23 protein-coding genes are annotated in these 20,065 nt (G+C 70.1%); 16 read left to right on the top strand and 7 right to left on the bottom strand.

Annotated features, from left to right (window positions below; translation table 11 throughout):
• Positions 1–91: 91 nt before the first annotated feature.
• Positions 92–268: a hypothetical protein gene (locus E1J50_RS27100; protein ID WP_165937762.1), complete on the bottom strand. Its 177-nt coding sequence runs from the start codon at positions 266–268 to the stop codon at positions 92–94.
• A 288-nt stretch (positions 269–556) separates the two neighbouring features.
• Between E1J50_RS27100 and E1J50_RS03270 the strand changes: the two genes are divergently transcribed.
• The 3 genes from E1J50_RS03270 to E1J50_RS03260 all read left to right on the top strand — a co-directional run bounded on the left by E1J50_RS03270 (position 557) and on the right by E1J50_RS03260 (position 2,754).
• Entirely contained in the window at positions 557–2,002 is a 1,446-nt protein-coding gene (locus E1J50_RS03270; protein ID WP_132250363.1) for a homospermidine synthase, read from the top strand.
• 104 nt (positions 2,003–2,106) lie between these two features.
• Positions 2,107–2,385 carry a PDDEXK family nuclease gene (locus E1J50_RS03265; RefSeq protein WP_132250361.1) on the top strand — a complete coding sequence of 93 codons (279 nt, stop codon included), beginning with the start codon at positions 2,107–2,109 and terminating at the stop codon, positions 2,383–2,385.
• A 27-nt stretch (positions 2,386–2,412) separates the two neighbouring features.
• Positions 2,413–2,754 (top strand): hypothetical protein, encoded by a 342-nt coding sequence (locus E1J50_RS03260; protein WP_132250359.1) that lies wholly within the window; start codon positions 2,413–2,415, stop codon positions 2,752–2,754.
• Positions 2,755–2,760: 6 nt separating this feature from the next.
• On the opposite strand, the gene E1J50_RS03255 is transcribed toward E1J50_RS03260, so the two are convergent.
• The gene (locus E1J50_RS03255) at positions 2,761–3,684 is read right to left on the bottom strand and encodes an NAD-dependent epimerase/dehydratase family protein (RefSeq protein ID WP_132250357.1); all 924 of its coding nucleotides are present in this window, start codon (positions 3,682–3,684) and stop codon (positions 2,761–2,763) included.
• A gap of 48 nt (positions 3,685–3,732) precedes the next feature.
• Positions 3,733–5,781 (bottom strand): methylmalonyl-CoA mutase family protein, encoded by a 2,049-nt coding sequence (locus tag E1J50_RS03250; RefSeq protein ID WP_245516405.1) that lies wholly within the window; start codon positions 5,779–5,781, stop codon positions 3,733–3,735.
• Positions 5,782–6,371: 590 nt separating this feature from the next.
• On the opposite strand from E1J50_RS03250, the gene ccrA reads away from it, so the two are divergent.
• Positions 6,372–7,658: a crotonyl-CoA carboxylase/reductase gene (gene ccrA / locus E1J50_RS03245; protein ID WP_132250355.1), complete on the top strand. Its 1,287-nt coding sequence runs from the start codon at positions 6,372–6,374 to the stop codon at positions 7,656–7,658.
• A 60-nt stretch (positions 7,659–7,718) separates the two neighbouring features.
• Here the strand turns inward: ccrA and E1J50_RS27095 are convergent, their stop codons facing one another.
• A complete protein-coding gene (locus E1J50_RS27095; RefSeq protein WP_165937761.1) occupies positions 7,719–7,895 on the bottom strand; it encodes a hypothetical protein in 177 nt (58 codons plus the stop codon).
• Positions 7,896–8,054: 159 nt separating this feature from the next.
• Between E1J50_RS27095 and leuD the strand changes: the two genes are divergently transcribed.
• The 4 genes from leuD (at position 8,055) to E1J50_RS03225 (ending at position 10,517) form a co-directional block, all read left to right on the top strand.
• Positions 8,055–8,657 carry a 3-isopropylmalate dehydratase small subunit gene (gene leuD / locus E1J50_RS03240; RefSeq protein WP_132250353.1) on the top strand — a complete coding sequence of 201 codons (603 nt, stop codon included), beginning with the start codon at positions 8,055–8,057 and terminating at the stop codon, positions 8,655–8,657.
• Positions 8,658–8,739: 82 nt separating this feature from the next.
• Entirely contained in the window at positions 8,740–9,930 is a 1,191-nt protein-coding gene (locus tag E1J50_RS03235; protein WP_132250351.1) for a lytic murein transglycosylase, read from the top strand.
• Between the two features lie 63 nt (positions 9,931–9,993).
• A complete protein-coding gene (locus E1J50_RS03230) occupies positions 9,994–10,248 on the top strand; it encodes a type II toxin-antitoxin system Phd/YefM family antitoxin (protein ID WP_132250349.1) in 255 nt (84 codons plus the stop codon).
• Positions 10,245–10,517, top strand: coding sequence for a Txe/YoeB family addiction module toxin (locus E1J50_RS03225; RefSeq protein WP_132250347.1), 273 nt, complete (start codon positions 10,245–10,247; stop codon positions 10,515–10,517). The genes E1J50_RS03230 and E1J50_RS03225 overlap by 4 nt, the downstream gene beginning before the upstream one ends.
• Positions 10,518–10,745: 228 nt before the next feature.
• Here the strand turns inward: E1J50_RS03225 and rplS are convergent, their stop codons facing one another.
• Positions 10,746–11,138: a 50S ribosomal protein L19 gene (gene rplS, locus E1J50_RS03220; protein WP_132250345.1), complete on the bottom strand. Its 393-nt coding sequence runs from the start codon at positions 11,136–11,138 to the stop codon at positions 10,746–10,748.
• Positions 11,139–11,395: 257 nt separating this feature from the next.
• Between rplS and E1J50_RS03215 the strand changes: the two genes are divergently transcribed.
• The 4 genes from E1J50_RS03215 to E1J50_RS03200 all read left to right on the top strand — a co-directional run bounded on the left by E1J50_RS03215 (position 11,396) and on the right by E1J50_RS03200 (position 14,261).
• Positions 11,396–11,962 carry a NifU family protein gene (locus E1J50_RS03215; protein WP_132250343.1) on the top strand — a complete coding sequence of 189 codons (567 nt, stop codon included), beginning with the start codon at positions 11,396–11,398 and terminating at the stop codon, positions 11,960–11,962.
• A 187-nt stretch (positions 11,963–12,149) separates the two neighbouring features.
• The gene (tsaB, locus tag E1J50_RS03210) at positions 12,150–12,830 is read left to right on the top strand and encodes a tRNA (adenosine(37)-N6)-threonylcarbamoyltransferase complex dimerization subunit type 1 TsaB (RefSeq protein ID WP_132250341.1); all 681 of its coding nucleotides are present in this window, start codon (positions 12,150–12,152) and stop codon (positions 12,828–12,830) included.
• Positions 12,827–13,348, top strand: coding sequence for a GNAT family N-acetyltransferase (locus E1J50_RS03205; protein ID WP_132250339.1), 522 nt, complete (start codon positions 12,827–12,829; stop codon positions 13,346–13,348). The genes tsaB and E1J50_RS03205 overlap by 4 nt, the downstream gene beginning before the upstream one ends.
• A gap of 22 nt (positions 13,349–13,370) precedes the next feature.
• Positions 13,371–14,261 (top strand): lysophospholipid acyltransferase family protein, encoded by an 891-nt coding sequence (locus tag E1J50_RS03200; RefSeq protein ID WP_132250337.1) that lies wholly within the window; start codon positions 13,371–13,373, stop codon positions 14,259–14,261.
• A gap of 86 nt (positions 14,262–14,347) precedes the next feature.
• Here the strand turns inward: E1J50_RS03200 and E1J50_RS03195 are convergent, their stop codons facing one another.
• The gene (locus tag E1J50_RS03195) at positions 14,348–15,388 is read right to left on the bottom strand and encodes a glutamine synthetase beta-grasp domain-containing protein (protein ID WP_132250335.1); all 1,041 of its coding nucleotides are present in this window, start codon (positions 15,386–15,388) and stop codon (positions 14,348–14,350) included.
• A 420-nt stretch (positions 15,389–15,808) separates the two neighbouring features.
• On the opposite strand from E1J50_RS03195, the gene E1J50_RS03190 reads away from it, so the two are divergent.
• The gene (locus E1J50_RS03190) at positions 15,809–15,997 is read left to right on the top strand and encodes a DUF2735 domain-containing protein (protein ID WP_132250333.1); all 189 of its coding nucleotides are present in this window, start codon (positions 15,809–15,811) and stop codon (positions 15,995–15,997) included.
• Positions 15,998–16,002: 5 nt separating this feature from the next.
• On the opposite strand, the gene E1J50_RS03185 is transcribed toward E1J50_RS03190, so the two are convergent.
• A complete protein-coding gene (locus E1J50_RS03185; protein WP_132250331.1) occupies positions 16,003–16,932 on the bottom strand; it encodes a glutaminase in 930 nt (309 codons plus the stop codon).
• Between the two features lie 174 nt (positions 16,933–17,106).
• Between E1J50_RS03185 and miaB the strand changes: the two genes are divergently transcribed.
• The 3 genes from miaB to ybeY are packed head-to-tail and all read left to right on the top strand — an operon-like array spanning position 17,107 to position 20,064.
• The gene (gene miaB, locus E1J50_RS03180) at positions 17,107–18,444 is read left to right on the top strand and encodes a tRNA (N6-isopentenyl adenosine(37)-C2)-methylthiotransferase MiaB (protein WP_132250329.1); all 1,338 of its coding nucleotides are present in this window, start codon (positions 17,107–17,109) and stop codon (positions 18,442–18,444) included.
• 25 nt (positions 18,445–18,469) lie between these two features.
• Positions 18,470–19,579 carry a PhoH family protein gene (locus E1J50_RS03175; protein WP_132250327.1) on the top strand — a complete coding sequence of 370 codons (1,110 nt, stop codon included), beginning with the start codon at positions 18,470–18,472 and terminating at the stop codon, positions 19,577–19,579.
• A gap of 2 nt (positions 19,580–19,581) precedes the next feature.
• Positions 19,582–20,064 (top strand): rRNA maturation RNase YbeY, encoded by a 483-nt coding sequence (gene ybeY / locus E1J50_RS03170; protein WP_132250325.1) that lies wholly within the window; start codon positions 19,582–19,584, stop codon positions 20,062–20,064.
• Position 20,065 lies beyond the last annotated feature (1 nt).

Below are 20,065 nucleotides of genomic sequence, written 5' to 3'. Positions count from 1 at the left end.
GTGAGAGCGTCGCCACTCGGGAATGCCGCCTAACCGCCCCGGCGCCGCGACGCAATCGCGGGCCGCCGGTTTCCCTCAGCGGCTCGGCGCTTCAGAAAGCCGCGTCGAAGCGGTGCCCCCGAGCCTGGGCGCAGCGCCGCGCGAACGCGGCCTCGTGCCCGCGGCGGAGGGCACGGAGGATCGAGGCGGCGAGGGTGAGGAAGCCGGGATCGCGGTCGAGGGGCTCCTCGACGGGACGGGCAATGTTCGAGACGAGTACCGCGAGCATGGGAGGCTCCATGAGAGAGGGCCGCGCGCGGGCGTTTCCGCCGGATTTTCGGTTTATGTTGCAATGCAATATGCTGTCTGCTGCCCGACCCTGCAACGCGACGGCAGGGAGACCCGCCATGCAGCGGGCTCATGCGTCGGCAACGAAGTCTTCACACCTGCAGGCTTCCCGGCGGTTGACCGCAGGGGTTTGAGGCGCCAGTGAGCGCGTCGCTCATTCGTCATGTCCACTGCTTATGGACGCCGCTTCTCCCGACGAAGCGACGTGAGAGGAAGGATTGCCCGCCCGATGACCGACCCTTCGACCCAGCACCCCGTCCATGGCCGCATCAGCGGTCCCATCGTGATGATCGGGTTCGGCTCGATCGGCCGCGGCACGCTTCCCTTGATCGAGCGTCATTTCGCCTACGACAAGGCCCGTTTCACGGTGATCGACCCCTCCGACAAGGACCGGGCGCTGGCCGAGAAGCATGGTCTGCGCTTCGAGAAGGTGGCGCTGACCAAGGAGAATTACCGGGCGATCCTGACCCCCCTCCTCACCGAGGGCGGCGGCCAGGGATTCTGCGTGAACCTCTCGGTCGACACCTCCTCCCGCGCCATCATGGAGCTCTGCCGTGAGCTCGGCGCGCTCTACATCGACACGGTGGCCGAGCCCTGGCCGGGCTTCTACTTCGACAAGACGAAGAGCCAGGGCGACCGCACCAACTACGCCCTCCGCCAGCAGATCCTCGACGCCCGTGCCGCGAGCCCCGGCGGCCCGACGGCCGTGTCCTGCTGCGGCGCCAATCCCGGCATGGTGTCGTGGTTCGTCAAGCAGGCGCTCCTCAACATCGCGGCCGATACCGGCCTGTCCCGGCCGGAGCCGACGAGCCGCGAGGAATGGGCGGCTCTGATGAGGGACCTCGGCGTCAAGGGCATCCACATCGCCGAGCGCGACACCCAGCGCGCCAAGTCCGAGAAGCCGATGGGGGTCTTCGTCAACACGTGGTCGGTCGAGGGCTTCGTCTCCGAGGGCAACCAGCCGGCCGAGCTCGGCTGGGGCACCCACGAGACCTGGAAGCCCGACAACGCGCGCGAGCAGGAGAAGGGCACGCGCTGCGCGATCTACCTGCTCCAGCCGGGCGCCGATACCCGCGTGCGCTCCTGGACCCCGACCGCCCAGTCGCAGTTCGGCTTCCTCGTGACCCACAACGAGGCGATCTCGATCGCCGACTATTACTCGGTGAGGGAGGGCGCGACCGTCGTCTACCGGCCGACCTGCCACTACGCCTATCACCCCTGCAACGAGGCGGTGCTGTCCCTGCACGAGATGTTCGGCAATGCCGGCAAGGTGCAGGAGGAGCACCACATCCTCGACGAGAACGAGATCGTGGACGGGATCGACGAGCTCGGCGTGCTCGTCTACGGCCATGCCAGGAACGCCTACTGGTACGGCTCGCAGCTCTCGATCGAGGAGACGCGCCGGGTCGCCCCCTATCAGAACGCCACCGGCCTTCAGGTGACGAGCGCCGTGCTCGCCGGCATGGTCTGGGCGCTGGAGAACCCGGAGGCCGGCATCGTCGAGGCCGACGAGATCGACTTCCGCCGCTGCCTCGAGGTGCAGACGCCGTATCTCGGCCCCGTCGTCGGCGTCTACACGGACTGGACGCCGCTCACCGACCGGCCGGGCCTCTTCCCCGAGGACATCGACGCGAGCGACCCCTGGCAGTTCCGCAACGTGCTGGTGCACGGCTGAGGCCGAACGGACTGGCGGGGCGCGACGCGCACCCCGCCAGCCGCGAATGCCTGTCGCGCATTCGCAGCGAGTGATAAGCTCCCGCCGAGGATCGGGAGAGTGCGATGGTACTGGCCGTCCGACGCGATGCGCGTCTGCGGATCGACGGTTTCCTGGCGATGCTCGAAGCGGCGCCCGAGGGTGATCGCTGGGAGCTGATCGACGGCGAGGCCCTCCTGATGTCGCCCCCTTCCGAGCGGCATCGGCAGATCACGGCGGATCTGATCCGCCGCTCCGGCGCGACATGGGCCTTCGTCTCGGCCGGCCTCGATGGCACGATCGATCTGCCCGAACCGGCCGCGAGCCTCCCGGTTTCCGCGATCGACGCGGGCCTTGATCCCTGACCGCTGCGCAAACCCAGGTCCCTGCCCTTGCCCCACTTCGAAGATTTCTACGCCGACAAGCTGCGCGGCTCCCTCGGCCTCACCGACGCGGAATCGGTGCTCGACCTGCGGGGCACCAATCGCCCGACCGCGGAAGCGTCGCTCAAGGACATGCTGGAGCGAAGCCGCTTCGCGAAGGGAAAGACGGTGGCGATCCGTCTCGACCCGCCGCCGGAGGGCGGCGGCGAAACCCTGTTCCAGCCGGCAGGCCGCCTCCTCCTCGACGCGAAGAAGCGCGGCCTGATCGAGCGGCTCCAGACGCTTCCCGCGCAGGACGGGCTCGGCTTCTACGTGTCGCTCGCCGGCAAGGCCGCCCGCGCGGCGGATTAGCCCGTTTCAGGCCGTCGCGCGCGCCAGCGCCGCGAGCCCCTCTCGGGAGGTCGCCGCCGGTGTCCAGCCGAGTGCCGTGAGCCCGTCCGACCGGGCGACGAGGCTCGTGGAGAGGCTGGCATAGGCGTCGGGGCGCCCCGCCATCCGGCAGGCGAGGCCCAGGAGCGGCGCCGGCATCGGCAGCAGGCCGGGGCCGCGCCCGAGCCCGTGGCGGAGCGCCGCGATCATCTCAGGGAGCGAGAGGGCGTCGGGATCGGCGACGATCATCGGCCGCCGCAGCGGCGCGCCCGTCCGCAGCACGGTCTCGACCGCCCCGGCGAGGCTCTCTACCGAGACGAGCGAGCGCCGCTCGCGCAAGCCGCCTAGCGGGAGCGGATAGGGCAGCCTGGCGAGCCGCAGGAGCTCGGCCATGTTGCCCTTCACGCCGGCGCCGTAGACGAGGACCGGGCGCAGCGCCACCCAGTCGAGGTCGGCCTCCGCGAGCGCCCGCTCCGCATCGAGCTTCGAGCGCCCGTAGGCCTCGGTCGGCGCGGCCTCGTCGGCCTCGGTGACGATGCCGCTCGCGCCGGCCCCGCACTGCGCCCGGATCGAGGAGAGGAAGACGAAGCGGCGCACCTTCGCGCGGGCGGCGGCCTCGGCGAGGCGGCGCGTCGCCTCCGTGTTGAGGGTGCGGTAATCGTCCTCGGGCGCCCCCGACATCGGGTGGGCGATGCCGGCCGAATGCACCACCGCGTCGACGTCCGAGAGCGCCGCCGCCATGTTCATCGGCCGGGTGAGGTCGCCGACGACGGCGCTCGCCGCGCCGTCCGGCACCTCGACCGGCCGCCGCAGGAGCACCCGCACCCGGAAGCCCCGGGCCGAGAGCGAGCGCAGCAGGTGACGGCCGATGAACCCGGTTGCCCCGGTCAGTGCGACGAGCGGTGCGCTCAAGGCCCGGACCTCACCCTCTCCGCTTTCATCGCCGACCGCGGCGCGCCGTCAGTAGACCTGGGCCGCGCCCTCGCCGGTGCGGGCTTGGCCGTCCTGGCGGCGGGACTTGGCGGTGTCGAGGGACTTCTCCACGACCTTGGCGAGGCCGACCATGATCCGGTCGATGGCGTAGTCCTTCGGCGTGTAGACCGCCTGCACGCCCATGTTCTTGAGGACCAGTTCGTCCTCCGGCGAGATGATGCCGCCGACGACCACCGGAACGTGGTCGAGCCCGGCCTCGCGGAGCTTCGCCTTCACGTCGCGCACCAGCGGCACGTGGCTTCCGGACAGGATCGAGAGGCCGACGACGTGGGCACCCGTCTCCTTCGCCTTGGCGACGATCTCGGTCGGCGTCTGGCGGATGCCGTCGTAGGTCACGTCGAAGCCGACGTCGCGGGCGCGCAGCGCGATCTGCTCGGCGCCGTTCGAGTGGCCGTCGAGGCCGGGCTTGCCGACGACGAGCTTCGGGGTCTCGCCGAGGCGCTCGCCGAGATCGGCGATGAGCAGGCGCGCCTCCTCGGCCGCGCCGGCCGAGACCGTCTCCAGGGTCACGCCGGTCGGCGCCCGGTACTCGCCGAAGACCTGCCGCAGCCGCTCGCCCCACTCGCCCGTGGTGACGCCGGCCTTCGCCGCGGCGATCGAGACCGGCATGATGTTGGCGCCCGAGCGCGCGGCCTGCTCCAGATCCGCCAGCGCCGTGTCGACGGCTCCCTGGTCGCGCTCGGCGCGCCAGGCGCGGATGCGCTGCTCGGCCTCCATCTCGACCGTCTCGGAGACGGTGAAGATCGCGCCCTCGCCCGCCGTCAGCGGCGAGGGCTCGCCGCTCTGCCACTTGTTGACGCCGACGACGATCTGCTCGCCCGCCTCGATCGCCGAGATGCGCTTGGCGTTCGATTCGACGAGCGCGCGCTTGAGCGCCCCCGTCTCCACGGCCGCGACCGCGCCGCCGATACCGCCGATCCGCTCCAGCTCCGCCCGGGTCTCGGCCTTCAGCGCCTCGACCTTCGCGTCGATCACGCGCGAGCCGTCGAAGATGTCGTCGTATTCGAGGAGATCGGTCTCGAAGGCGAGGATCTGCTGCATCCGCATCGACCATTGCTGGTCCCAGGGGCGCGGCAGGCCGAGTGCCTCGTTCCAGGCGGGGAGCTGCACGGCGCGCGCCCGCGCGCGCTTCGAGAGCGTCACCGCCAGCATCTCGATCAGGATGCGGTGGACGTTGTTCTCCGGCTGCTGCTCGGTGAGCCCGAGGGAATTCACCTGCACGCCGTAGCGGAAGATGCGCTTCTTCGGGTCGGTGATGCCGTAGCGCTCCTGCGCGATCTCGTCCCAGAGCTCGGAGAACGCCCGCATCTTGCAGATCTCGGTGACGAAGCGCAGGCCCGCATTCACGAAGAACGAGATCCGGCCGAACACGTCGGCGAAGCTCGCCTCGTCGAATTCGGGGTCGTCGCGCACCGTGTCGAGCACGGCGATGGCGATGGCCAGCGCGTAGGAGAGTTCCTGGACCGGCGTCGCCCCCGCCTCCTGCAGATGGTAGGAGCAGACGTTCATCGGGTTCCACTTCGGCACTTCCTTGGTCGTGAACAGGATCACGTCCTTGGTCAGCCGCAGGCTGGGAGCCGGCGGGAACACGTAGGTCCCGCGCGACAGGTACTCCTTGATGATGTCGTTCTGCGTCGTGCCCTGCAGGGCCGAGATCGGCGCGCCCTGCTCCTCGGCCACCGCGAGGTAGAGCGACAGCAGCCAGGGCGCCGTCGCGTTGATGGTCATCGAGGTGTTCATCTGCGCGAGCGGGATCTGGTCGAACAGGGTCCGCATGTCGCCGAGATGCGCGATCGAGACGCCGACCTTGCCGACCTCGCCGCGGGCGAGCTCGTGGTCCGGGTCGTAGCCGGTCTGGGTCGGCAGGTCGAAGGCCACCGAGAGGCCGGTCTGCCCCTTGGCGAGGTTGCCGCGGTAGAGCTTGTTCGAATCCGCGGCCGTCGAGTGCCCGGCATAGGTCCGGATGATCCACGGCTTGTCGCGCTTCACCTCGGCGATCGCTGCCTGCCCGCTCATCCGCTCCAACTCCGATTCCCTGAGACCGTGGCGCGGCATACGCGTGACGCGCCTTTGCGCGCACCGTAGCCGAGGGCGCCGCCCCCGTCATCCGCCCCGAAGGTCCGAGAGGGGCGCGAAGGCGCCGGGGGATTCGGAGAAAAATTCACGCGGGGTCTGAACCGGATTTGCCTCCGCCGCGACGGACGCTCCGGGGGCCGCGCGGCGTGGTCCTTCTTGAAGGGAGCCCGGCCACGTCCCCGACCCTGCGCATTCTCCTGGCTGCCGTCGCCCACGATGGCGCCGCGCTCGCGGCCTGCCTGGCCTCGGCCTCGCGAACGGCGGCGAGAGCGAGCCCCCGCTCCCGCACGGGAGGGGTGGGTTGCGCCCGATTCATGGGGCGCCGATGCGGTGCACCCGGCAGGTCTCGAGGCCCCGCTCGCAGGTCGGCGGAAGGCGGGCCAAGATCGGAATATTGTATACAAGAACCGTCGTGATGAGCCGGCGTCCTTTTTTCGTGGAAAGAGCCGCGACACTAGCCTTTGGTGCCACTTGGAGCGCAGAAACATCGTCGCTATAGGGGCCGAACGACAGTGTCAGGGAGAGCTCAGATGGCTGCGAGTGCGGCGGTGCAGGCGGGGACCGAGGTCAAGGACCTCTACGAGATGGGCGAGATCCCGCCCCTCGGTCACGTGCCGGCCAAGATGTATGCCTGGGCGATCCGTCGCGAGCGCCACGGGCCGCCGGAGCAGTCGCACCAGCTCGAAGTGCTGCCGGTCTGGGAGATCGGCGACGACGAGGTACTGGTCTACGTCATGGCCGCCGGCGTCAACTACAACGGGGTCTGGGCCGGCCTCGGAGAGCCGATCTCGCCCTTCGACGTGCACAAGGGCGAGTACCATATCGCGGGCTCGGACGCGTCCGGCATCGTCTGGAAGGTCGGCGCCAAGGTGAAGCGCTGGAAGGTCGGCGACGAGGTCATCGTCCACTGCAACCAGGACGACGGCGACGACGAGGAGTGCAACGGCGGCGACCCGATGTTCTCGCCGACCCAGCGCATCTGGGGCTACGAGACCGGGGACGGCTCCTTCGCGCAGTTCTGCCGGGTGCAGTCCCGCCAGCTGATGGTGCGCCCGAAGCACCTCACCTGGGAGGAGGCGGCCTGCTACACGCTGACGCTCGCCACCGCCTACCGCATGCTGTTCGGCCACGCGCCGCACACCGTGCGCCCGGGCCAGAACGTGCTGATCTGGGGCGCGTCCGGCGGCCTCGGCGTGTTCGGCGTGCAGCTCTGCGCGGCATCCGGCGCCAACGCCATCGCGGTGATCTCGGACGAGTCGAAGCGCGACTACGTGATGAGCCTCGGCGCCAAGGGCGTCATCAACCGCAAGGATTTCAACTGCTGGGGCCAGCTCCCGAAGGTGAACTCGCCGGAATTCCACGCCTGGACCAAGGAGGCGCGCAAGTTCGGCAAGGCGATCTGGGACATTACGGGCAAGGGCAACGACGTCGACATCGTGTTCGAGCATCCGGGCGAGGCGACCTTCCCGGTCTCGGCGCTGGTCGTGAAGCGCGGCGGCATGGTGGTGTTCTGCGCCGGCACGACCGGCTTCAACATCACCTTCGACGCCCGCTACGTGTGGATGCGCCAGAAGCGCATCCAGGGCTCGCACTTCGCCCACCTGAAGCAGGCCTCGGCCGCCAACCAGTTCGTGCTCGACCAGCGCATCGACCCCTGCATGAGCGAGGTCTTCCCCTGGGACAAGATCCCGGCGGCCCACACCAAGATGTGGAAGAACCAGCACCCGCCGGGCAACATGGCCTGCCTCGTCAACTCGCCGCGCGCAGGCCTGCGCACGGTCGAGGACGTGATCGAGGCCGGGCCTCTGAAGCGCTGACACGGTCGCCCCTCCCCCGCATCGGGGAGGGGCTCGCCCATCACGGGCTAACGTGGCGGGCTAACGGCCCTTCGGCGGATCCTGCGGCAGGTGCCGGCCGTAGGTCTCCTCCTTCTGCTCCCGCTCCTGAATCATCTTCGCGTAGGCCTCCCGCATCTCGGGCGAGACGGCCACGCTCTTGCCGCGCATCGGCTTGCGCTTAGGCGCCTTCTTGAAGGTATTGCTCGGCTCACTCATCCCGCCTCGCCTCGTCCGACCGTACCGGTGGCACCATAGGCTGCGCGCACGACATCGGCGAGACGCGCTGGCGAGGCTTTGAGACCTTTCCGGCGGCTGCTAGAACCCCGGCATCGCGCCGGTTCGCGGGAACCCGGCCCCATCCTCACGGCACCGACCATGGACAAGTTCACCACCCTGGAGGGCGTCGCGGCGCCCATGCGGATCATCAACGTCGACACCGACCGCATCATTCCGAAGCAGTACCTGAAGACCATCAAGCGCACGGGACTCGGCAAGGGCCTGTTCTCGGAGATGCGCTACCACGACGACGGCTCCGAGAACCCGGATTTCGTGCTCAACCAGCCGGCCTATCGCAACGCCAGGATCCTCGTCGTCGGCGACAATTTCGGCTGCGGCTCGTCGCGCGAGCACGCGCCCTGGGCGCTCGCCGATTTCGGCATCCGCTGCGTGATCTCCACGAGCTTCGCCGACATCTTCTTCAACAACTGCGCCAAGAACGGCATCCTGGCGATCGTGGTCTCGCCGGAGGATCTGGAGAAGCTGTTCGAGGATGCCGAGCGGGGCGCCAACGCGACGCTGACCGTCGATCTCGCCGCGCAGACCATCAAGGGGCCGGACGGCGGCACGCTGCATTTCGACATCGACGAGGGCCGCAAGCACAACCTGCTGAACGGGCTCGACGAGATCGGCCTGACGCTGGAGCGCGCGCCGAAGATCGACGCCTTCGAGGCGCGGCTCGCGGAGCGCGGCTGGGCCTGATTGCCGGACCGTCGTCACGGTTCGTTTACCATCAGGGCGCCTTAAAGATGGGGAATCGCTCGGATTCCCCAGGAGACGCCCCATGACGTCGCGCGCGAAGACCACCGCCCTCCTCTGCCTCGCGAGCCTCGCGGCGACGGGGAGCGCCCGCGCCGACTTCCAGTCGTGCCTCGCCGGCATCCAGGCGCAGGCGGCCGGCGCGGGTGTCTCGGCCCAGACCTTCCGGGCGGCGACGAGCGGCATCAGCTACGACGACAAGGTGATCGAGCTCTCGCAGGCGCAGCCCGAGTTCAAGACGCCGATCTGGGACTACATGGCGGCCCTCGTCGACGACGAGCGGGTCGACGACGGCAAGGCCGCGATGCGCCAGCACGCGCAGGCGCTCGCCGCCGCGGAGGCCAAGTACGGCGTCGACCGCTACACGATCGCGGCGGTCTGGGGCGTCGAATCGAATTTCGGCAAGAACCTCGGCAAGATGCCGCTCGTGCAGTCGCTGGCGACGCTGGCCTGCTCGAGCAATCGCCGCCGCGACTTCTTCCGGGGCGAGCTGATCGCCACCCTGAAGATCATCGAGCGGGGCGACATCGACGCCTCGCGCCTCTACGGATCCTGGGCCGGCGCCTTCGGCCAGACCCAGTTCATGCCCTCGACTTACCAGCGCCTCGCGGTCGACCTCGACGGAGACGGCCGCCGCGATGTGGTCGATTCGGCCGCCGACGCGGTGGGCTCCACCGCGAACTTCCTGCGCGTGGCCAAGTGGTCGAACGGGCATGGCTGGGGCTATGAGGTCCGCCTGCCGCGCGGCTTCAACACGGCCGCCGCCGGCCGCAAGAACAAGAAGCCGGTGGCACATTGGGCAAGCCTCGGCGTCACCCGCATCGACGGGCGCCCGCTGGCGGCGGAGGGGCCGGTGGGCATCCTGGCGCCGGCCGGCGCGGACGGCCCGGCCTTCCTCGTGACGAGGAACTTCGACGCGATCTACTCCTACAACGCCGCCGAATCCTACGGGCTCGCCATCGCCGTCCTGTCGGACCGCCTGCGCGGCCGTCCCGGCATCCAGGCCGAATGGCCGACCGACGACCCGCCGCTGTCGCGCGCCGAGCGCCGCGATCTCCAGGCCCGCCTCGCCCGCCGCGGATACGACGTTGGCGAGCCGGACGGCAAGGTCGGCGCCAAGACCCGCGAGGCGATCAAGGAGATCGAGGCTCAGCTCGGCATGCCGCGCACGGGCCGGCCGGGCGCGAAGGTGCTGGAGGCGTTGCGGCGGGGGTGAGGCCGTTGCGGACTGGTTCGATTCGAATTATGTACATTATCCTGTACAGATCGGATGTTGGTTATGTCGCATGTCAGCTTCACCGAGTTGCGCCGTAACCTCGCCAGCCACCTCGACAGGGTCGAGCACGACCGCTCCGAACTGGTGGTGACCCGCCAGAATCATGCCGACATGGTGATCCTCCCGCTCGCCGAGTGGGAAAGCCTGCACGAGACGCTGCATCTTCTCGGGACGCCCGCGAATGCGCGCCGCTTGCAGGAATCGATCGCGCAACTCGATGGCTCCGAGGGACACGAACGCGGCTTGATCGAGGAGTGAGGCTGATCTGGTCGGATCACGCCTGGGAGGACTACCTGTCCTGGCAAACGAGTGACGCGGTGGTGCTGCGCCGGATCAACGATCTCATCAAGGAGACGATGCGCACGCCCTTTGCCGGGATGGGCAAGCCCGAGCCTCTACGCGGCAATCTTAAGGGCTTCTGGTCACGCCGGATCAACGGCGAGCACCGGCTCGTGTACCGGGTCAGCGGAAAGGGAGCCGAGCAGGCACTCGAAATTGCGCAGTGTCGGCGGCACTACGAACAATAGGTTCTCTGAAGCGCGATCGACGCCGGCCGGGTGGCCGATGCTGCACGCTGCCGATTGATGCATGACGGCGCGCGAGTGCGGTATCCCGGTCCCGAACCGGCCGCATCGGGCCTTCAGGATTGCGCCGCCGGATCGGGCAAAGAAAAAACCCGCCGCGACGCTGTCGGGGCGGGTTCTCACGAGCGGGCGAAGACGGTGCCCCATCGGACTCCGGCTTCGCAAAAAGGGTCACTCCGCGGCGGCGGGGGGCTTCTCGGCCTTGGCGGGGCGATCGTTCCGCTCGACGATGCGGGCCGACTTACCGCGGCGGTCGCGCAGGTAGTAGAGCTTGGCGCGGCGGACCTTGCCGCGGCGGGCCACCTTGATCGAGTCGATCATCGGGGAATGCACGGGGAAGACGCGCTCGACGCCCTCGCCGTAGGAGATCTTGCGGACGGTGAAGCTCTCGTTGAGGCCGCCGCCGGAGCGCGCGATGCAGACGCCCTCGTAGGCCTGCACGCGGGTGCGGTCGCCTTCCTTCACGCGGACGTTGACGATGACGGTGTCGCCCGGCTCGAAATCGGGGATCGTCTTGGCAAGACGAGCGACCTCTTCCTGCTCAAGCTGCTGGATGATGTTCATGGCAAAGCTCCGGCCGTTGCGCCCGCGCCCCGAGACGGGAATCGAGCGTCAGGATTTCGGCATCCTGTTGTGAGTTGGCGCTGCCCCTACACGAACCCGGCCCGCTTGTCGATTGCCCCTGCGCAGTTTTCGGCCCGCCGCCGCTAGGCGGACCCGTTGAGAAAATCCGCCCGGCGGTCCACATGGGACGGGGCGCCCCCGCGCGCCGTTCCCGGCCGGCCTTGAACCGGCGCAGAGGACGAGGATCCAGCCAAGCCATGTTCATCCAGACCGAAGCCACCCCGAACCCGGCCACCCTGAAATTCCTGCCCGGCCGCGTCGTGCTGCCGGAATCGACCTTCGAGGCGCGCGATGCCGAGGCCGCCGCCCGCTCTCCGCTGGCCCAGCGCCTGTTCGACGTGCCGGGCGTGACCGGCGTCTATTTCGGCCACGATTTCATCTCGGTCACCAAGGCCGAGGGCGGCGACGGCTGGCCCCAGGTGAAGCCCGCCGTGCTCGGCGCGATCATGGAGCATTTCCAGTCGGGCGCTCCGGTCCTCGCCGAGGGTGCCTCCGCCGCCGAGGCGGACACGGAGGAGTTCTTCGACGAGGCCGATGCCGATACGGTCGCGACGATCAAGGACCTGCTCGAGACCCGCGTCCGGCCTGCCGTGGCGGGCGATGGCGGCGACATCACCTTCCGCGGCTACAAGGAAGGTGTCGTCTACCTGGAGATGAAGGGCGCCTGCTCGGGCTGCCCCTCCTCCACCGCGACGCTCCGGCACGGCGTGCAGAACCTGTTCCGCCACTTCCTGCCGGACGTCCGCGAGGTCCAGGCGGTCTGACCGCCCTGGGCCGCCGCGAGCCCGGGGCGACGCAAGTCGGCAACACTCGCCGCCCGCCTGACGCCTCGGGGGCCGCGCCGCGCTGACGGGGCGGCCCTTTTGCCATACCATTCCCTGCGCGCCCGCAGCGCGTGCGCCATCGAGGGAACGACCGCCCGGCCCGTCGCCGGCGGCAGCTGGAGTGAGCGTGCGTATCCTGGCCATCGACACGGCGCTCGACGCCTGCTCTGCCTGCGTCGCGACGGACGCGTCGGACGATCTTCTGGCCGAGGAGAGCATGGTGCTGTCCCGCGGGCACGCTGAGGCGCTGCTGCCCCTCGTCGAGCGGGTGATGTCGCGGGTCGAGGGCGGCTTCGAGAGCCTCGACCGGGTGGCGGTCACGGTCGGGCCGGGCAGCTACACGGGCCTGCGCGTCGGGCTCTCGGCGGCCCGGGCCGTGGGCCTCGCCGCGGGCATCCCGGTCGTCGGCGTCACCACCCTCTCGGCCCTGCTCGCGCCGCTCCTGGCGCTCAACGGCGACGGGCTGATCGCGGCCGCGATCGATGCCCGCCACGGCGCCGTCTACCTCCAGGCGATGAGCGTCGGCGAGGGCATCGTCGTGCCGCCGAGCCACCTCGCCGTCGAGGCGGCGCTGGACCTTCTCGGCGATGGTCCCCTCACCCTCGTCGGCTCCGGCGCGCCCGCCCTCGCCGCCGCCGCGAAGGCCCGCGGCGTCGCGGCGGAGATCGCCGGCACCCACCCGCCCGAAATCGCCTGGGTCGCCTCCCTCGGCCTGCTCGCCGATCCGGCCCAGGCGCTCGCCCGGCCCCTCTACCTGCGCGGCGCCGACGCCCAGCCGCAGGATCATGCGAGGCTCGCCCGCCGATGACGCGCCCGGTCTCCCCGTTCTGGCCCCTCGAATGGTGGCTCGCCTGGTGGGATGCCTGGGGCCCCGAGCCCTACGTCGCCCCCTTGCGCGATTCCGGGCAGGCCCGGACGCTCGCCCGCATCCACGCCACCGCCTTCGCCCGTCCCTGGGACGCGCACGAATTCGAGCGGATGCTGTGCGAGCGCTCGACCGAGGCGCATGCCCTCTGGCGGGCGGGCGCGGTGCAGGGCTTCATCCTCTCCCGCCGGGTCGCGGACGAGGCCGAGATCCTGACCCTGGTGCTCGCCCCCTCCGCCCGCGGCGGCGGGCTGAGCCGCCGGCTCCTGCGCGAGCACCTGACGCATCTCGCCCATGCGGGCGTGCGCCACGTGCATCTCGAGGTGGACGAGGGCAACGGCCCGGCTTTGCGCCTCTACGCGCGCCAGGGCTTCACGCAGGTCGGCGAGCGCACCGGCTACTACACCCGCGCCGATGGCAGCCGGACGACCGCGCTCACCATGCGCGCGACGCTGGCGTGAGCGGGCCCGCGCGCGCCGGGCGATGACCGGCCTCCTCACGGCCCTGCGGCTCGCCGTCTGCGCCCTCGCCTTCCTGATGCTGATCGGCCCGCACTGGCTGAGCCTGCGCTTCGGGCGCGGGCGCGTCGCGGCCCATGCGCCGGCCCTGTTCCACCGGGTCGCCCTGCGCATGTTCGGCGTCCGCGTGACGCAGAGCGGCACGCCGCCGGCCGCCGGAGAGCCCGCCCTCGTCCTGTCGAACCACATCTCGTGGCTCGACATCGTGGCCCTCGGCTCGCTCCGGCCGCTCTCCTTCGTGGCGAAATCCGAGATCGCGGGCTGGCCCCTGATCGGCACCTTCGCGCGCCTGCAGCGCACCGTCTTCATCGACCGGGCTCGGCGCGCGGCCACCGCGAGCGTCAACGCGACGGTGGGCACGCGGCTCGCCGCGGGCGACCTGATCGTGCTGTTTGCCGAGGGCACGACGGGGGACGGCAACCGCATCCTGCCCTTTCGCTCCTCCCTCGTCGGCGCCGCCCGCGCCGCGATCCAGGCCGAGGGCGCGCGGCTCGACCGGATCCGCCTGCAGCCGCTAGCCATCACGTACCCGCGCCGGAACGGCCTGCCGCTCGACCGGAAGGAGCGGCCGGAGGTGGCGTGGTACGGCGACATGGACCTCGCGCCCCACCTCGCCCGGTTCGTGCGCCGCGGCCCGATCGACGTGCACGTGGTCTGGGGCGCACCGATCGCCTTCGAGGCCGGCACCGACCGCAAGGTCGCGACGGCGCTCGCGGAGGCCGAGGTCCGCGCCGCCCTGCGTCGGGCCGTGACCGGGCGGCCGGAGGCGGCGCCGCCGCGCGGGGAGCGCGCGCCATCGGGCTCGCGAGCGGCGGCCCCGCCGGATTTCGAGGCGGCGGACCTGCCCGCCGCCTGAACGGGAACGGGCCGCCACCTCGCGGCGACGGCCCGTTCCGGACGTGAGGGCGCGGCCTTCGCGGCCTTCGCGCCCCGTCTTTTCGATCAGGCCGCCGCCTTCGAGGCGGTGTCGGTCGGCACCGACGCGATCGTCTTCAGGACCTGCGAGGCGATCTGGTAGGGGTCGCCCATGGAGTTCGGGCGGCGATCCTCAAGGTAGCCCTTGTAGTCGTTCTTGACGAAGCTGTGCGGCACGCGGATCGAGGCGCCGCGATCGGCCACGCCGTAGCTGAACTTGTTCCAGGGCGCGGTCTCGTGCTTGCCGGTCAGGCGCAGGTGGTTGTCCGGTCCGTAGACCGCGATGTGCTCCTCGATGTTCTTGTCGAAGGCGGCCATCAGCGCCTCGAAATACGCCTTGCCGCCGACCTCGCGCATGAACGTGGTTGAGAAGTTGCAGTGCATGCCCGAGCCGTTCCAGTCGGTGTCGCCGAGCGGCTTGCAATGGTACTCGATGTCGATCTCGTACTTCTCGCAGAGGCGCTGCATCAGGTAGCGCGCCATCCACATCTCGTCGGCGGCCTTCTTGGAGCCCTTGCCGAAGATCTGGAACTCCCACTGGCCCTTCGCCACCTCGGCGTTGATGCCCTCGTGGTTGATGCCAGCGGCGAGGCAGAGGTCGAGATGCTCCTCGACGATCTGGCGCGCGATCGAGCCGACGTTCGAGTAGCCGACGCCCGTGTAGTAGGGACCCTGCGGGGCCGGGAAGCCGGTCTCGGGGAAGCCGAGCGGGCGGCCGTTCTTGTAGAAGAAGTATTCCTGCTCGAAGCCGAACCACGCGCCCTCGTCGTCGAGGATGGTGGCGCGCTTGTTCGACGGGTGCGGGGTCGTGCCGTCCGGCATCATGACCTCGCAGAGCACCAGCACGCCGTTGCTGCGGGCCGGGTCGGGGAAGTGGCGCACGGGCTTGAGCACGCAGTCGGACGAGCTGCCCTCGGCCTGCTTGGTCGAGCTGCCGTCGAAGCCCCAGAGCGGCAGCTGATCGAGCGCCGGGAAGCTGTCGAAGTCCTTGATCTGGGTCTTGCCGCGCAGATTCGGGGTCGGCGTGTAGCCGTCGAGCCAGATATATTCGAGTTTAAATTTCGTCATTGGGGATCTCTCGTCACTTGCTCATGCGATTATTGCGTTGATTTTGACGATCTGTCGCAGCCTCCGGCCGAGCCCTCGTTAGCATGAATTATGCCAGCCCCGTCCCGCGGCCATCTCCTCCAGCGGCGTCCGCCCGTGCCCGCGCTTCTGCCCGCAGGCCCGTTAACGAAGGCTGTGGCGCCCACCGAACAGGCTGCCGGACGGAACGCCTCGTTCGTCGGCAGGCTTCCTGCACGAATCGGATGCAGGTCAAAAATGCGCCATGAGCCTATGCCGAGCGAATTGGCAATAGCTTGGCTGCGCAAATTACTGGCAAAACGTGATTTTTCTGGAAGCAGGCCGTGCAAACACTGTGCAGCGCCGATATCTTGAACCGGAGCCTCGGTTCGAGGTTGTCGCGTCACAGGGAGATACGGTCCGATGACAGCGAGCCCCCGTCGCGAGACGGCCAAGATCTACCCCTTCCCCGTCCGGCCCCGGGTCGCGGCCGGCTGGCAGCCCGGCAGCCCGAAGGGCGGCGCGGCGTCCTACCCCGTCGTGGAGACCGGCGCGGGCGCGTGGTACCACGAGGCGGCCATCCAGGAAGCCGAGCGCTCCCGCAAGCCCTGAGCCGCCTAGACCCCGAAGATCGACCAGCCCATCCGCCGGGTCAGCGCCTCGAGCGCGATCCGGCCGAGATGCGAGTTGCCGGCCGCGTCGAGGCCCGGCGACCACACCGCGATCGACGCCTTGCCGGGCGCGACCGCGAGGATGCCGCCGCCGACCCCGCTCTTGCCGGGAAGGCCGACGCGGTAGGCGAATTCGCCCGAGCCGTCGTAATGGCCGCAGGTCAGCATGATCGCGTTGATGCGGCGCGCCCGCTCCGGCTGCACCACGGAGAGGCCGGTCGCGGGGTTGCGTCCGGAATGGGCGAGGAAGCGCCCGGCTCTGGCGAGCTGGCGGCAGGTCATCGCGATGGCGCAATGGTGGAAGTAGACGCCGAGCGTGTAGTCGACCGGGTTCTCGATCACGCCGAAGGACTTCATGTAGTTGGCCAGCGCGCTGTTGCGGAAGCCCGTGCGCTGCTCGGAGGCCGCCACCGCCTCGTCGATCGCGATCGACGGGTCGTCGGCCACGAACTGCATGAAGCGCAGGATCTCGCCGAGCGCCTCCCGCGGCCGGTGGCCGGACAGGATCACGTCGGTCACCGCGATCGCGCCCGCGTTGATGAAGGGATTGCGCGGGATGCCGCGCTCGCGCTCGAGCTGCACGATCGAGTTGAAGGGGCTGCCCGAGGGCTCGCGCCCGACCCGCCGCCACAGTCGGTCGCCGACCGTGCCGAGGGCGAGGGTGAGGGTGAACACCTTCGAGATGCTCTGGATCGAGAAGGCGACGTCGCTGTCGCCGCCCGCCGCCACGTTCCCGTCCGCGTCGATGACGACGAGGCCGAAGGCCTGCGGATCGACCCGCGCCAGCTCCGGGATGTAGGTGGCCACCTCGCCCCTGTCCGGCCGTTGCCGCATCTCCTCGGAGATCTCCTGCACGGCACGCTCAAGCTCGGTCACGGGCATCCTCGTCGTTGCGGCCTCGCCGGCAAGCAAGCCCGGCGCCAGCGCCGAGGTCATCAGGCCGCGCGACGATCGGCGAAAACTGTGGTAGACGCGCGCCCTCGAAGATCCATTCCGGCCCCCGCGACGCGCGAACGGGGCCGCAGACCACGCCGTCCGGGACCCGAATCGTTGAAGAAAGCCTTCGTCCGATCCTACGGATGCCAGATGAACGCCTACGACGCGGCCCGCATGGCGGACGTGCTCGGGCAGCAGGGCTACGCGGCGACGGATTCCGTGGAGGACGCGGACGTCGTCATCCTCAACACCTGCCACATCCGCGAGAAGGCCGCCGAGAAGGTCTACTCGGAGCTCGGGCGCCTGCGCGTGCTGAAGGGCGAGCGCCGGGCCGAGGGGCGCGACACCCGGATCGTCGTAGCGGGCTGCGTCGCCCAGGCCGAGGGCGCCGAGATCCTCGCGCGTGCGCCTGCCGTCGACGTGGTGGTGGGCCCCCAGAGCTACCACCGCCTGCCGGAGCTTCTGGAGCAGTCGCGGGGCAAGCGCGTCGTCGACACCGAGTTTCCGGTCGAGGACAAGTTCGACCGCCTCCCCGTCCGCCGGAACAAGGGCGTCTCCGCCTTCCTCACCGTGCAGGAGGGCTGCGACAAGTTCTGCGCCTTCTGCGTCGTGCCCTATACCCGGGGCGCCGAGGTCTCGCGCTCGGTCCCGGCCGTGCTCGCGGAGGCGCGGGCGCTCGCCGAGGGGGGCGTGCGCGAGATCACGCTGATCGGGCAGAACGTGAACGCCTATCACGGCGCCGGTGCGGACGGTGAGCCCGCCACCCTCGCCGACCTGATGCGGGCGGTGGCCGGGATCCCCGGCATCGCGCGCATCCGCTACACGACGAGCCACCCGAACGACATGGGCGAGGACCTGATCCGGGCGCATGCCGAGATCCCGGCCCTGATGCCCTACCTGCACCTGCCCGTGCAATCGGGCTCGGACCGGGTGCTCGATGCGATGAACCGGCGCCACACCGGCGACGCGTATCGCCGCCTGATCGACCGGATCCGGGCGAGCCGGCCCGACATCGCCCTCTCCTCCGATTTCATCGTCGGGTTCCCCGGCGAGACCGACGCGGATTTCGCGGACACGATGCGGCTCGTGGCCGATATCGGCTTCGAGAGCGCCTTCTCCTTCAAGTACAGCCCGCGCCCCGGCACACCCGCGGCCGAGCGTGCCGACGCCGTGCCGGAATCCGTGAAGAGCGAGCGCCTCGCCGCGCTGCAGGCGCTCCTCGACCGGCAGCGCCACGCCTACCAGAACGCGGCGGTGGGCCGGACGACCGAGATCCTCGTCGAGAAGCCCGGCCGCCATCCGGGTCAGGTCGCCGGCAAGACGCCGCACATGCTTGCCGTGCAGGTCGATGCGCCCGCCGCCAGCATCGGCACGATCCTGCCCGTGCGCATCGTCGAGGCCGGCGCCAACAGCCTGTTCGGCGAGATCCTGGCCGAAGCGGCCGCCGCGTGAGACCCGCGATCAGAAGGACATCCGCGTGAGCCCGAGTGACGGAGCCTCCGGCCGTGGGGGTGCCCTGCGCGGGCGCGGACCCGCCTCCCGGCCCGGCGAGATCATGGAGACGGTCGAGGTGTCGCTGACCTTCGACGACAACCGCCTCGCGAGCCTCGTCTTCGGCCAGTACGACCAGAACGTCGCCCATATCGAGCGCCGCCTCGGCGTGACGGCGACGGCGCTCGGCAACCACCTCGTCGTCAAGGGCGCGCCGGATGCGGCCGAGCGGGCGCGCCGCGTCTTCGAGCGGCTCTACGCCCGCGTGCAGGGCGGCGGCACCGCGCTGACGCTCGGCGACGTCGACGGCGCCATCCAGGAGGCGACGGTCCAGGGCAGCCTCTTCCCCACGGCCGAGATCGCCGCCGAATCGGACCGGCCGCAATTCGAGCAGATCGCCACTCGCCGCCGGGGCGCCGTGCGCGCCCGCAACGCCGCGCAGGACGCCTACATCAAGGCCCTGCGCACGAACGAGCTCGTCTTCGCGGAGGGGCCCGCCGGCACCGGCAAGACCTGGCTCGCCGTCGGCCACGCGGTCTCGCTCCTGGAGCAGGGGCATGTCGAGCGCCTGATCCTGTCGCGCCCGGCGGTCGAGGCCGGAGAGCGGCTCGGCTTCCTGCCCGGCGACATGCGCGAGAAGGTCGACCCGTACCTGCGCCCGATCTACGACGCCCTCTACGACTTCATGGAGGCGCGCCACGTCGATCGCGGCCTGCAGACCGGGCAGATCGAGATCGCGCCGCTTGCCTTCATGCGCGGGCGCACGCTGACGAATGCCGTGGTGTTGCTCGACGAGGCGCAGAACACGACCTCGATGCAGATGAAGATGTTCCTGACGCGGCTCGGCGAGAATTCGCGCATGATCATCACCGGCGATCCGAGCCAGATCGACCTGCCGCCCGGCCAGCGCTCCGGCCTCGTCGAGGCGGTCTCGATCCTCGACGGCGTCGAGGGGATCGGCCGCGTCACCTTCAAGGACGTGGACGTGGTCCGCCACGACCTCGTCCGCCGCATCGTCACGGCCTACGAGCGGGCCTCCCACGGCGATGCGGAGGCCGACCGCAACCCGAACCCGCGCCGCCGGCCGCTTGCCTGACCATGCCCCTCGACATCGACGTCGCCGTGGAGGATCCGCGCTGGGAAGGGGTCTCGCCCGACCTCGAGGCGCTGGTGATCCGCGCGGTCGAGGCGGGGTACGCCGCCGCACCCGAGGCGCCCGCGGGGCCGGCCGAGATCAGCGTGCTGCTGACCGACGACGCCTCCGTGCAGGCGCTCAACCGGACGTGGCGGGGCAAGGACAAGCCGACCAACGTCCTGTCCTTCCCGGCCCCGCCGCAGCCCGTCGTCGCCGGGATGGCGGCGCCGCTCGGCGACGTCGTCCTTGCGTATGACACGATGCTGCGCGAGAGTGCCGAGCAGTCGAAGCCGCTCGCCGATCATCTCGCGCACCTGCTCGTTCATGGCACGCTGCACCTTCTCGGCCAGGACCATGAGACCGGCGAGGCCGAGGCCGATGCGATGGAAGCCCTCGAAGTGGCGGCCCTGCGCACCCTCGGCGTGCCCGACCCCTACGCCGATTGAG

This window comes from Methylobacterium segetis, from assembly GCF_004348265.1.
Taxonomy (GTDB): domain Bacteria; phylum Pseudomonadota; class Alphaproteobacteria; order Rhizobiales; family Beijerinckiaceae; genus Methylobacterium; species Methylobacterium segetis.
The sequence above is the reverse complement of the archived record's forward strand: the minus strand, read 5'-3'. Positions and strand labels throughout refer to the sequence as shown.